The organism is Streptosporangium sp. NPDC000563 (assembly GCF_040299985.1).
Lineage (GTDB): Bacteria > Actinomycetota > Actinomycetes > Streptosporangiales > Streptosporangiaceae > Streptosporangium.
On sequence record NZ_JBEPDA010000046.1, the window covers coordinates 20,259 to 32,315 of the forward strand.

At 70.2% G+C, this 12,057-nt stretch carries 12 protein-coding genes; 9 read left to right on the plus strand and 3 right to left on the minus strand.

Annotated elements, in window-relative coordinates:
• Window positions 1–39: 39 nt before the first annotated feature.
• Window positions 40–480 carry a DNA-binding protein gene (locus tag ABT352_RS39810; protein ID WP_350950247.1) on the plus strand — a complete coding sequence of 147 codons (441 nt, stop codon included), beginning with the start codon at window positions 40–42 and terminating at the stop codon, window positions 478–480.
• A 79-nt stretch (window positions 481–559) separates the two neighbouring features.
• Here the strand turns inward: ABT352_RS39810 and ABT352_RS39815 are convergent, their stop codons facing one another.
• Window positions 560–1,741 (minus strand): macrolide family glycosyltransferase, encoded by a 1,182-nt coding sequence (locus tag ABT352_RS39815; RefSeq protein ID WP_350950248.1) that lies wholly within the window; start codon window positions 1,739–1,741, stop codon window positions 560–562.
• A gap of 192 nt (window positions 1,742–1,933) precedes the next feature.
• Entirely contained in the window at window positions 1,934–2,962 is a 1,029-nt protein-coding gene (locus ABT352_RS39820) for a GDP-mannose 4,6-dehydratase (RefSeq protein ID WP_350950249.1), read from the minus strand.
• A 296-nt stretch (window positions 2,963–3,258) separates the two neighbouring features.
• Here ABT352_RS39820 and ABT352_RS39825 point away from each other — a divergent pair, with 296 nt between their 5' ends.
• The 5 genes from ABT352_RS39825 (at window position 3,259) to ABT352_RS39845 (ending at window position 9,402) form a co-directional block, all read left to right on the plus strand.
• Window positions 3,259–4,503, plus strand: a complete 1,245-nt coding sequence (locus ABT352_RS39825) for a glycosyltransferase family 4 protein (protein WP_350950250.1) — start codon at window positions 3,259–3,261, stop codon at window positions 4,501–4,503.
• Window positions 4,504–4,569: 66 nt separating this feature from the next.
• Entirely contained in the window at window positions 4,570–5,283 is a 714-nt protein-coding gene (locus tag ABT352_RS39830) for a class I SAM-dependent methyltransferase (RefSeq protein WP_350950251.1), read from the plus strand.
• Between the two features lie 29 nt (window positions 5,284–5,312).
• Window positions 5,313–6,353 carry a prenyltransferase gene (locus ABT352_RS39835; protein WP_502992951.1) on the plus strand — a complete coding sequence of 347 codons (1,041 nt, stop codon included), beginning with the start codon at window positions 5,313–5,315 and terminating at the stop codon, window positions 6,351–6,353.
• Between the two features lie 77 nt (window positions 6,354–6,430).
• Window positions 6,431–8,413 carry a CRTAC1 family protein gene (locus tag ABT352_RS39840; protein ID WP_350950253.1) on the plus strand — a complete coding sequence of 661 codons (1,983 nt, stop codon included), beginning with the start codon at window positions 6,431–6,433 and terminating at the stop codon, window positions 8,411–8,413.
• The gene (locus ABT352_RS39845) at window positions 8,410–9,402 is read left to right on the plus strand and encodes an enediyne biosynthesis protein UnbU (RefSeq protein WP_350950254.1); all 993 of its coding nucleotides are present in this window, start codon (window positions 8,410–8,412) and stop codon (window positions 9,400–9,402) included. Before ABT352_RS39840 ends, ABT352_RS39845 begins: the two co-directional genes overlap by 4 nt.
• Here the strand turns inward: ABT352_RS39845 and ABT352_RS39850 are convergent.
• Complete coding sequence (locus ABT352_RS39850) at window positions 9,338–9,985, minus strand: class I SAM-dependent methyltransferase (RefSeq protein WP_350950255.1); 648 nt, start codon at window positions 9,983–9,985, stop codon at window positions 9,338–9,340. The two genes, ABT352_RS39845 and ABT352_RS39850, sit on opposite strands and share 65 nt — an antisense overlap.
• A 76-nt stretch (window positions 9,986–10,061) precedes the next feature.
• Here ABT352_RS39850 and ABT352_RS39855 point away from each other — a divergent pair, with 76 nt between their 5' ends.
• Genes ABT352_RS39855 through ABT352_RS39865 form a run of 3 tightly spaced genes read left to right on the plus strand, consistent with a single transcriptional unit; the run spans window position 10,062 to window position 11,827 of the window.
• The gene (locus ABT352_RS39855; protein WP_350950256.1) at window positions 10,062–10,526 is read left to right on the plus strand and encodes a pyridoxamine 5'-phosphate oxidase family protein; all 465 of its coding nucleotides are present in this window, start codon (window positions 10,062–10,064) and stop codon (window positions 10,524–10,526) included.
• Between the two features lie 9 nt (window positions 10,527–10,535).
• Window positions 10,536–10,730 carry a ferredoxin gene (locus ABT352_RS39860; protein ID WP_350950257.1) on the plus strand — a complete coding sequence of 65 codons (195 nt, stop codon included), beginning with the start codon at window positions 10,536–10,538 and terminating at the stop codon, window positions 10,728–10,730.
• A gap of 11 nt (window positions 10,731–10,741) precedes the next feature.
• On the plus strand, window positions 10,742–11,827 hold the full coding sequence (locus ABT352_RS39865) for an alcohol dehydrogenase catalytic domain-containing protein (RefSeq protein ID WP_350950258.1): 1,086 nt from the start codon (window positions 10,742–10,744) through the stop codon (window positions 11,825–11,827).
• The last annotated feature ends 230 nt before the right edge of the window (window positions 11,828–12,057 follow it).

A 12,057-nucleotide genomic window follows, 5' to 3' on the forward strand; every position in this document is an offset into this window, starting at 1 on the left:
TTGTTGACAATAGATTGTGCTTTGGATCATCCTGGTCGCATGCCCGCTCATCACGACGGATCATCCGACCCCTTCACCGCTCCCGACCCCGCCCTGACCCGGACGCACCGCGAGTACGCCTCCCTCTCGCGCATCGCCGAGCGCCACGCGACCGACGAGTCCCAGCGCCTCCGGCAGGTCCACCCCACGGTCCTCGGGGCCCACGAGGCCGTCAGGCTCGTGACGTTCCTGCTGAGCGGCAGCGCCCACCCCGAGGAGGGTGAGCCGGAGGTGGACCACGCCGACATCACCGCCGCCCTCACCCTTCTGCCCAGGGCCCGCGCGGAGATGGACGAGCTTGAGGCCGCGCTTCTCCTCATGGCGCGGGGCCGCGGCCTCACCTGGCAGGAGATCGCGTTCGGCCTCGGCCTCGCCACCCCCCAGGCGGCCAAGCAACGCCACGAACGCCTGGCGGGCCGCACCGCCGCACCGCCGGCCTGAGGGCTGCGCGTCAACCCCCACGCGCCGCTCAGCCGCGACGCGACGGGAGAATCCCCGGCCCTTCAGGCCGGGGAGGAGGTCAAAGCAGTTCCTCGATCAGGTCGGCCGCGCGGACGGTGCCGCCCTCACCCCGGACCTCGTCCCTGAGCTTCGCCAGCCGAGCCGCCACCTCCGGGTCGGAGGTGAGGTCGAGCAGGGCGGCGCGCAACGCCTCCGGGGTGGCGTCCTCGGTGTCGATCCTGCGGCCGACCCCGAGTTCCACGAGCCTGTCGGCGTTGCCGAACTGGTCGACGGCCTGCGGGACGGCGATCATCGGGACGCCGCAGTACAGGCCCTCCTGGCTGCCGCCCATGCCCGCGTGGGTGACGAACGCGTCGGCCCGCTCCAGGATCGAGAGCTGCGAGACCCAGGAGTGCACCTCGACGTTGGCGGGGATCGCGCCGAGTTCCGCCCGGTCCACGAACCTCCCGACCTGCAGGACGACGTGCCAGCCGGGCAGGTCCCCGAAGGCGGCCAGGCAGGAGCGGTAGAAGTCCGGCAGGTTGGTGAAGGCCGACCCCAGGGAGACGAGCAGCACCTTCTCCGCACCCTCGGGCCGGACCCAGGGCTCCTGGTGGGTGCGGGTGGCGAAGCAGGGCCCGGTGAAGGTGATCCTGGCGGGGTCGACCCGGTCGGCGTTGGGCTGCATGATCTTCGGGATGAGCGCGAGCGCCCGCGGCGGACGGCCTCCGAAGTCGTGGGAGTCGGTGTCGCGGATGCCGTTGTCATGCAGCCACTCGTCGAACCGCCGGTAGTGCTCGGCCCCGCCCGGAGCCTTCTTCAGCTCCTCGACCATCGGCGCCATCTCCTCCCGGTAGCCCTCCCAGGCCACGTACGTCGGCGAGAGCTGCATCAGGGGGATGTCCCAGTTCTCCGCGAGCACCCGGGCGGTGTAGCCGCCGATGTCGTAGAGGAACAGGTCGGGCCGGTCGTTCTCGTACGCGGCGCGGAGCTGCGGCAGCATCGAGATCGCGTCGCCGAGGAAGACGTCGAGCTGCGCGACCGTGTCCTCCGGCCACTTGGCGCTGTCTCCCATGGGCAGGGTCGAGGTGTACGGGACGAGTTCGGCCCCGGCGCCGGTGATCACGTCGGCGTAGGAGGGGTCGTTGGCGTAGGTCACCCGGTGCCCTCGCGCCACCAACTCCCTGATCACTTCGATGCTCGGGTTCACGTGGCCCGGCGCGGGGATGCTGACCATCGCGATGTGCGCGCGTCGGGACATGGTTTCTCCTCTGTCGGAATTCGGAATTCTGCCGGGATGCCCTCGGGGGTCCGTCGAGACCTTTTGGCGAGGGGCCGACGGAATCACATGAGTGACGAGACGTCTCGTCTCGCTTATGGCACAGCATTCCCCCTGTCGCGCACACTGTCAATACGAGACGCTACGACTCGTCTACTGAATACCCGGACCGGCTCAGGGCCAGGAGGAGTCCTGGTCGGGGTCGCCGCCCTCGGAGAGCAGCTTCACGTCCGACTCGACCATCATCGCCACGAGCTCCTCGAAGCCGACCGTGGGCTCCCAGCCGAGCTGGACGCGGGCCTTCTTCGGGTCCGCGCACAGCAGGTCGACCTCGGCCGGGCGGTGCAGGGTCTGGTCGGTGACGACGTACCGCTCCCAGTCGAGCCCGGCGGCGGTGAAGGCCGCCTCCACGAGGTCGCGGACGGTCTGGGTGCGACCGGTGCCGATCACGTAGTCCTCCGGCGTGTCCGCCTGGAGCATCAGGTGCATCGCGCGGACGTAGTCTCCGGCGAATCCCCAGTCGCGGCGCGCCTCCATGTTGCCCAGGCGCAGCTCGGAGGCGAGGCCGAGCTTGATCCTGGCCACACCGAGCGACACCTTCCTGGTGACGAACTCGGCCCCCCTGCGCGGGGACTCGTGGTTGAACAGGATCCCCGACACCGCGTACATGCCGTACGACTCGCGGTAGTTCTGCGTCAGGAAGTGCCCGTACGCCTTGGCCACACCGTACGGCGAGCGGGGGTGGAAGGGGGTGATCTCGGTCTGCGGGGTCTCGCGGACCTGGCCGAACATCTCCGAGGAGGACGCCTGGTAGAAGCGGATCTGACCCGATCCCGCCGCCGTACGCGAGGAGGAGATGCCCGAGCAGACCCGGATCGCCTCAAGCATGCGCAGCACACCCATGCCGGTCACCTCGGCGGTGAGCTCGGCCTGCTCCCACGACATGGGGACGAACGAGATCGCGCCCAGGTTGTAGACCTCGTCGGGCTGGACCTTCTCGACGGCGGAGATCAGCGACCCCTGGTCGAGCAGGTCGCCTCGGACGAGCTGGACGTCCTGCAGGAGCTTGCGGAAACGTGGAACTCGGGGGTTGGCCTGCCCGCGGACGAGACCGGAGACCTCGTAGCCCTGACCGAGCAGGCACTCGGCCAGATAGGAACCGTCCTGCCCGGTGATACCGGTGATCAGCGCGCGCCTGGCCAACGCGTCCTCCTCGCTTGCGGGGGCGGCAACCTATGCCGGTTCTTGTGCCGTTTGATGGCGAATGTACCCGCAGAGCATCCGGCAGGCACCATCACCCTGAGACACAACTCACCTAGAACGCGTTACACCGAATCACGCTCGATAAGGCTAACTTCCCAGTTCGCACGCAGTGAAGCGCGATCTAGGGACAATTCCACATCAGGTACAACAGGGCTCGTGAATGGTAGGGTCCGAGGACAAAGGTCATCTTTCACGGTACCTGTCCCCTTTTCGGACAGGTTGAGAAGGGGGTTGCCGTGCCGGGTGCTGAATCACTGCGGGTCGCGCTGCTGTCGTACCGCAGCAAACCGACCTGCGGTGGGCAGGGCGTCTACCTGCGCCATCTCAGTCGCGAGCTGGTCGCCCTCGGGCACAGCGTGGAGGTCTTCTCCGGCCAGCCCTACCCGGAGCTCGACGAGGGCGTCGTCCTCACCAAGATCCCCAGCCTTGACCTGTACCGCGACGAGGACCCCTTTCGCACCCCCGGGCTGAGTGAGTACCGCGACTGGATCGACCTGCTCGAAGTCGGCACCATGTGGACCGCCGGGTTCCCCGAGCCGCTCACCTTCAGCATGCGGGCGTACCGCGAGCTGAAGAAGCGCGTCGGCGACTTCGACGTCGTGCAGGACAACCAGACCCTCGGCTACGGCGTGCTCGGCATCCAGAAGCTGTTCCCCGTGGTCGGCACCATCCACCACCCGATCAGCGTGGACCGGCGCATCGAGATCAAGGCCGCGACGCCGCGCAAGAAGCTCCCGATGCGGCGCTGGTACGGCTTCGTGCGGATGCAGGCCAAGGTCGCGCCCCGGCTCAGCCCGATCCTCACCGTGAGCGAGTCGTCCCTCGCCGACATCCACCGCGACTTCAACGTGCCGCAGAAGAACATGCGGCTCATCCCGCTGGGCGTCGACACCCGCTACTTCCACCCGCGCCCGGAGCTTCCCAAGCGGCCGGGGTCCATCGTCGCGGTCGCCAGCGCCGACTCCCCGATGAAGGGCGTCGCGACGCTGCTGAGGGCCGTGGCGAAGCTCGCCACCGAACGCGACGTCAACCTGACCGTGGTGAGCAGGCCCACCCCCGGCGGCCCGACCGAGAAGCTCGTCGGCGAACTGGCGCTGCACGACCGGGTCAGGTTCGTGCACGGCATCTCCGACGCCGAACTGGGCGAGCTCATCGCCACCTCGGAGATCTCGGTCGTCCCCTCCCTCTACGAGGGCTTCTCGCTGCCCGCCGTCGAGCACATGGCCTGCGGCACCCCGCTCGTCGCGAGCCGCACCGGGGCGCTGCCCGAGGTCGTCGGCGACGCCGCCGTACAGGTGGCCCCCGGCGACCCCGAGGAGCTCGCCGCGGTGCTGCGCCGCCTGCACGACTCCCCCGAGGAGCGTGCCGCGGTCGGCAAGAAGGGCTACGACCGGGTCATGGAGCGCTTCACCTGGAACGTCGTCGCCCAGCGGACCGTGGAGGCCTACCACGAGGCCATCCAGGCCCGCCGGGCGAAGTGAACGACCCCCTGAGACGACCGAAGTGAGCGACACCCTGAAACGACCACCTCTCACAAGGAGCGGCGAGTGCTGACTGTCGACTTCGACCGGTTGCCCGTGGGTCCGGGGACCCGAGTCCTGGACCTGGGCTGTGGCGGCGGACGGCACGCCTTCGAAGTGCTGCGGCGCGGCGCCGACGTGGTGGCCTTCGACATGGACGCCAGGGAGCTGGAGGGCGTGGCGAGCATGTTCTCCGCGATGGACAAGGCCGGGGAGGTGCCGCCGGGCGCGACGGCGGAGACCGTGACCGGCGACGCGCTCGACATGCCGTTCGAGGACGGCGGCTTCGACCGGGTGATCGCCGCGGAGGTGCTGGAGCACATCCCCGACGACATGGCCGCGATGCGCGAGATCTTCCGGGTGCTCAAGCCGGGCGGCCAGGCGGCCGTCACCGTGCCGAGCTTCCTGCCCGAACGCATCTGCTGGGCACTCGACGAGGCGTACCACACCGCTCCCGGCGGGCACGTCCGCATCTACACGCTCGCCGAGCTGAGCGCGAAGCTCAAGTCGACGGGCTTCGTCATCGGCCCGCACCACCACGCCCACGGCCTGCACGCGCCCTACTGGTGGATCAAGTGCGCGGTCGGCGTCGACAACGACGACCATCCGCTCGCCAAGGCGTACCACGAGCTGCTGGTCTGGGACATCATGAAGCGCCCCGCCGCCACCAGGATCGCCGAGGCCGTACTCAACCCGCTCATCGGCAAGAGCGTGGTGCTCTACGTCCGCAAGCCCGCGTGACCTCCGAAGGAGGGGCAGTGAGCGGCTGCATGGAGTGGGAAGAGGTCGTCCGCACCGCCCGGAGCATCGCGGCGGTGCAGGAGGCCGACGGCGGCGTCCCGTGGCCCGAGGGACACGTGGACGCCTGGAACCACATCGAGTGCCTGATGGCGATGAGCGTGGCGGGGCTGACCGGCCCGGTACGCCGCGGGTACGACTGGCTCGTCCGCACCCAGCGGGCCGACGGTTCCTGGCCGATGAAACTCGTCGGCGGCGAGGCCGTCGAGCAGGGTGGGGAGTCCAACCACGCCGCCTACGTCGCGGTCGGCGTCTGGCACGAACTCCTGGTGACCGGGGACGAGGACTTCGCCCGGCGGATGTGGCCGGTCGTCCGGACGGCGCTGGACTTCGTGGTCGGCCTGCAGACCACCCGGGGTGAGATCGTCTGGGAGCGCGCGGCCGACGGCAGGCCCGCCGCGTACGCCCTGCTGACCGGTTGCGCCTCCATCCACCAGGCTCTGCGCTGCGGTGTGCTGCTCGGCGAGCACCTGGGTGACCCGCAGCCCGACTGGGAGCTCGCCGCCGACCAGCTCGGCCACGTGCTGGCCGCCCACCCCGAGGCGTTCGCCGACAAGAGCCGCTTCTCGATGGACTGGTACTACCCGATCCTGGGCGGCGCGGTGCGCGGCCAGGCCGCGGAGACACGGCTCGCCGAGGAGTGGGACACGTTCGTGGAGGCGGGGCTCGGCATCCGCTGCGTCTCCGACCAGCCGTGGGTGACCGGCGCGGAGACGTGCGAGCTGGTGCTCGCCCTCGACGCCCTGGGCGACCGGGGACGGGCGCTGCGGCTCTTCTCCGACATGCAGCACCTGCGGCACGAGGACGGTTCGTACTGGACCGGCTGGCAGTTCGTGAACGGCAAGCACTTCCCGCACGAGCGCTCGGCCTACACCGCGGCCGCGGTCGTGCTCGCCGCCGACGCGCTGGACGGGCACACCCCCGCCTCGGGCATCTTCCGCGACGCGGGCGGGTACGTGACCGACCGTCCCACCGCCGCGTGCGGCTGCAGCCACGCCCGCTCCAGGAGCTGAACCTCCGGCGGTTTCTTTGCACGGAACCAGAAACGCGGTGCTTGAAGGGCTGAATGCGGCTCACTACGTTCGGGTCCGTGACTCGGAGGGGCGGTGGGGTTCGCAGATGCGCGGCGGGATTCCTCGCCCTGGTGTCCGCGACCGCCGGGTGGAGGCTGACCGCCCTGCCGGACACCTCGGCCGTGGAGGCGTCCGCCGCCTTCTCCTTCCACGCGAGACCGCTGAACCCTCCCTCACGGGCCGGTGACCGTCTCCTGCGGCCGGTCGCGCCGGGGTACGCGCGCCTCGGGAGCCCGGCGTCGTCGCTGGGCGCCGGGGTGGCCCTGTTCGACGTGGACGGCGAGGTCGTCGCCGACGACCTGTGCCTGGTCGACCCCCGCCGCGACACGGTGACCGTCAGGCCCGCGCCGGGGACCCCGCGCCGCTACCGGCCGTTCACACTGGTCCCCCCGGAGCGCAGACGGTACGAGGCGCCGACCGGGTGCCTGCCCGCCGATCTCGACCAGGACGGCTGGGAGGACCTGGTCGTCTACTACTGGGGCCGCTCCCCCTCCCTGTTCCTGCGCGTCCCCGGCGAGCCCCCGTCCGGTGCGGCCTTCCGTCACCGTTCGCTCACCGCCGAGCCGGAGATCTGGAACACCAGCGCCGCCACGGCCGGAGACTTCGACGGGGACGGCCGCCTCGACCTCGTCTTCGGCAACTACTTCCCCGACGGGGTCAGGGTGCTGGGCGGCGACCAAGGCGACAGCGGCGACCACGACGACCGTGACGACAGCGGCGACAGCGGCGACACAGTGATGCCCGACTCGCCGTCCGCCGCGGCCAACGGGGGCGGCGGACGGCTCTACCGGGCGACGGGACCCGCGCTGTTCACCGAGGAGAAGGGGGTGTTCGACGAGGTCGCGGGCGAGGGCCGGGGCTGGACCCTCGCACTGGGCACCCAGGACCTGGACGGCGACGGACGGCCCGAACTGTACGTGGCCAACGACTTCGGCCCCGACCACCTGCTGGTCAACGAGTCGGCGCCCGGCAGGGTCCGGTTCACCGAGGCGAGCGGCACCCGGCATCTGGCGACTCCCTCCTCGCGGGTCCTCGGCCGCGACTCGTTCAGGGGGATGGGGGTCGCCTTCACCGACCTCAACGCCGACGGCAGGCCGGACATCCTGGTGAGCAACCTCAGCGGGGACCCCGCGCCGCGCGAGGGCGACTTCGCCTTCGTGTCACGGCGAGGAGGGCTGCACGAGGGGCACGCGCCGTACGACGACCTCGGCGAGGAGCTGGGGCTGAGCCGCAGCGGCTGGTCCTGGGACGTCAAGGCCGCGGATTTCGACAACGACGGCATCGACGAGATCATGCACGCGACCGGGTTCGTCAGGGGTGAGGCCGACCGGTGGGCGCGGCTGCGGGAGGCGGAGTCGGCCAACGACCTGTTCCTCTCCCGTCCCTCGCTGTGGCCGGATCTGAAGGTCGGCGACGACCTGTCGGGTCGCGAGACCAACACCTTCTTCACCAGGGGGCCGGACGGCCGCTACGTGGACGTGGCGCGGCGAGCCGGGGTCGACGGCGCCGGCGGGGACAGGGACGGCGGGGACGGCGGGGGTGCGGTCAGCCGGGCCTTCGCCGTGGGCGACGTCGACGACGACGGGCGGCTGGACTTCGCGGTCGCCAACCAGTGGTCCGCGTCGGTGCTCTACAGCAACCACGGGCCGACGGCCCCGTTCGTGGGCCTGCGGCTCCGCCTCCCCGCCGGTGCCTGCGGCGCGGCCGGAGCGGCCCACCCCGGACCGACGCGGCCCGCCATCGGTGCCGTCGCCGCGGTGCGCCTGCCCGGCGGGATCACGCGGAGCAGGCAGCTCTACCCCGCCAACGGCCACAACGGCGTCTCCGCACCCGAACTGCTCTTCGGCCTGGGCGACGACCTGCCGAACCCCACCGCCCCCGTCGAGATCTCCTGGAGAAACGCCTGCGGCGGCACGCGTACCGCGTCGGTGTCCCTGGAGCCCGGCTGGCATCAAATCCTGCTCGCCGGCGACCGTGCCTCGGAGATCCGGCGGCCGTGAACGCCGACCGGAGGCGAGAGACGGCGTTCCGGCGGCTGGCGGGGTCCCTCACCCTGATCACCGTGCTCGGACACACCGTGCTCGGGTTCGAACAGTCCTGCCTGGCACCGGTGGCCGGCGTGCTCACCGGCGTGACCGCCGAACTCGCGCTGGAGACCGTGGAGGCGTGGTCGCGGCGACGCCGGCCCCGCTATCTCGGGGTGCCCCGCGCCCGGGTCGTCGGCTTCCTCCTGCCGTCCTACGTGTGCGGCCTGCTCTGCGCGATGCTGCTGTACGGCAACGGGCACCTGATGCCGATCGCGCTCGCCGTCCTCATCGGCGTCGGCGGCACGTACGTCTTCCGCATGAAAGCACCGGAGACCTTGGAGCAGGGGCGAAGGGCCGAGGACGCGCCGGGGAGCCCGTTCCTGAACCCGGCCGCCTTCGGGATCGTCGCCGTGCTGCTGCTGTTCCCGTGGGTCGGCCTCGCTCCGGCGTACCAGTTCACCGCGTGGGTCTCGGGGCCGTTCGACCTGATCGTGCCGCTCACCGTACTCGTCTGGGGCACGGTGATGAACGCCAGGCTCGCGGGTAGGCTGCCGCTGCTCATGGGCTGGACGGGCGGGTTCGCCCTGCAGGCGCTCGTCAGGGGCGCGCTGACCGACGTGTCGACGGTGAGCGCGCTGCTGCCGATGACCGGGACGGCCTTCGCCCTCTACGCCGGATACGTGATCGTCGAACCGGGCACCTCCCCCGCCAGGCCACGTGAGCAGGTCGTGTTCGGTCTCGCCACGGCGACGGTCTACGGGCTGCTGGTCCACCTTTCTGTCGTCTTCGGGCTGTTCTTCGCCCTGGTGATCGTCGGCGCGGGCCGGGGTCTGCACGCGGCGCTTCCGCCCCACCTCCGCCGCACGCTCGCGGCACACCTCCACGCGACGCTTTCCGTCAGCCGATGCCGGATCCGACCCGTTCGAGCACCCGCAGCGAGCCCTCCTGCCGGACCTCCTTGAACGCGCCGGAGGCGAGGGCCCGCTGGTGGACGCGGTACGGAGCCTGCCCGCCCTGGGCCGGGTCGGGGTAGATGTCGTGGAAGACCAGGGCGCCGCCCGGCATGACGTGCGGGGCCCACCCCTCGTAGTCCTTGGTCACCGGATCCTCGGAGTGGCCGCCGTCGATGAAGAGCATCGCGAGCGGTGTGTTCCACAGCGCGGCGACGCGCTCGGAGCTGCCGACGATCGCGACGACCTCGTCCTCCAGCCCCGCGGAGGCGATGGTGGTGCGGAAGGTGGGCAGCGAGTCCATCTTGCCGAAGCGGAGGTCCATCAGCGTGGGGTCGTGGTGGGCCCAGCCCGGCTGGATCTCCTCGGAGCCCCGGTGGTGGTCCACGGTGAAGACGACGGACCCCGCCTGCCGCGCCCCCGCCCCGAGGTAGACGGCGGACTTCCCGCAGTAACTGCCGATCTCGCAGATCGGGCCCCGTGGGCCGTACTCGGCGGCGGTCTCGAACAGCGCGATTCCTTCCTCGGGTGGCATGAAACCCTTGGCGCGCTGGGCGACGTACAGCAGGTCGGCCGGCATGGTGGCGATGCTCATCGCAGCAGACTACCGAGACCGAACAACATTCCGACTCCCCTTGCCCGACCTTGTGGAACGTGTTCTACTTTGCACCGTGAACCAGCGCGCCCGCATCGTGATGACCGACGACGAGGTGACGGCCTTCATCGCCGAGTCTCGGAAGCTGCAACTCGGCACGATCAACCCCGACGGAACACCACACATGGTGACCATGTTCTACGGGCTGACCGAGGGCAGGATCTCGTTCTGGACCTACGGCAAGGCGCAGAAGACGCTCAACATCCAGCGCGACGCCCGGGTGAGCTGCCTGATCGAGGCCGGAGACGAATACTCCGACCTGCGCGGTGTCCTCGTCTACGGGGTGGCGCGCAGGATCGACGACCTCGACGGCGTCCTCGGCATCGGCATGGACGTGACCAGACGGATGGCCGGGATGCCCGACGCGGAGGAGTCACTCACCGAGTACGTGGCCCACACCGGCCGTAAAAGGGTCGCCTTCGTGGTCGAGCCGAGTCGAGTGATCTCCTGGGATCACCGTAAGCTCGCCATTCCCGGTTAGGAGGCCCATATGAAAATCAAAGTCGACTATCTGGTCTGCGAGGCCAATGCGATCTGCACGGGACTCGCCCCGGAGGTCTTCGAGCTCGACGACGACGACCAGCTGCACGTGCTGCTGCCTGAGCCGCCGCCGGAGATGCTGGACCGCGTCCGGCACGCGGTCCGGTCCTGCCCCAAAGCCGCACTCTCCCTTGAGGAGAACTAGGAGGACCCCCCATGCGTGGTGCGCTTCTACATGCCGTCGGCGACGACAAGCTCGACATCCGCGACGACCTCACCCTCGCGCCGATGGGCCCGACGGATGTCCGTGTCAAGATCAGGGCCACCGGCGTCTGCCATTCGGACCTGTCGGTGATCAGCGGCGTGCTGCCCATGCCGTTGCCGGTCGTCCCCGGCCACGAGGGGGCGGGAGAGGTCGTCGAGGTCGGTGACCACGTGACCTCGGTACAACCCGGCGACCACGTCATCGTCAACTGGACCCCGGCCTGCGGCAGCTGCGCGAACTGCCTGGTGAACCAGCCTTTCCTGTGCATGACGTACGTGATGGACAGCTTCGTCAACGCCCGTTTCCGCTACGGCGGCGACACCCCGGCGTTCGGCATGGCCGGGTGCGGCACCTGGTCCGAGGAGATCGTCGTACCCTGGCAGGGGGCGATCAAGGTCGATTCCGACGTGCCGTTCGAGGCCGCGGCCCTCATCGGCTGCGGGATCACCACCGGCGTCGGCGCGGCGCTGAACACGGCCAAGGTGAGGGCGGGCTCGACCGTCGCCGTGGTCGGCGCGGGCGGTATCGGCCTGTCGGTGATCCAGGGCGCCCGCATCTCCGGCGCCACCACGATCCTCGCGATCGACCCCCTGGAGTCCAAGCACGCCCTCGCCAAGAAGGTCGGCGCGACCCACGCCATCACCCCCGACCAGCTCATGGACGCGGTCGGCACGCTCACCGGCGGGGCCGGGTTCGACTACGGCTTCGAGGCCGTCGGCAAGTCCGCCGCCATCATGACGGCCTGGCAGGCGACCCGCCGGGGTGGTGACACGATCGTGGTGGGCGCGGGCGCGATGGACGACAACGTCCCGTTGAGCGCCTTCAACCTATTGTTCGAGGGCAAGAACATTCTCAGCTCGCTGTACGGCGGCTCGGACGTCCGGCGCGACTTCCCGTTCTTCGCCGGGCTCTACAAGGCGGGCAAGCTCGACCTGGAGAGCATGATCAGCTCCCGTATCAAGCTGGCCGACCTGAACGACGCCGTGGCGGCGCTCAGGGGCGGTGAGGTCCTGCGCCAGATCGTCGTCCTGGACTGAGAGCCGTCGTCGTCGGCCGCGTGGCGGGCGTGCGAACTCGGTTCGCGCGCCCGCCACGCGGGTGACGGGGCCCGCTCACCGGGTGTGCACCCGGTGGGTGGCGGGCTCCGTCACACCTCCTCGATCGCCGTCATCCGGCTCTGGTCGTCGGCGCTGCGTTCGACCGCGGCCAGCACGCGCTGGACGTTCAACCCGTCGTCGAACGACGGAGCCGGAGCGACACCGGAGGT

Bases quoted from the DNA above. Each gene is read 5' to 3' on its own strand.
- ABT352_RS39810 (WP_350950247.1), top strand. From the start codon at position 40: ATGCCCGCTCATCACGACGGATCATCCGACCCCTTCACCGCTCCCGAC.
- ABT352_RS39815 (WP_350950248.1), bottom strand. From the start codon at position 1,741: ATGTCCCGACGCGCGCACATCGCGATGGTCAGCATCCCCGCGCCGGGC.
- ABT352_RS39835 (WP_502992951.1), top strand. From the start codon at position 5,313: ATGGAGTGGGAAGAGGTCGTCCGCACCGCCCGGAGCATCGCGGCGGTG.
- ABT352_RS39850 (WP_350950255.1), bottom strand. From the start codon at position 9,985: ATGAGCATCGCCACCATGCCGGCCGACCTGCTGTACGTCGCCCAGCGC.
- ABT352_RS39860 (WP_350950257.1), top strand. From the start codon at position 10,536: ATGAAAATCAAAGTCGACTATCTGGTCTGCGAGGCCAATGCGATCTGC.
- ABT352_RS39865 (WP_350950258.1), top strand. From the start codon at position 10,742: ATGCGTGGTGCGCTTCTACATGCCGTCGGCGACGACAAGCTCGACATC.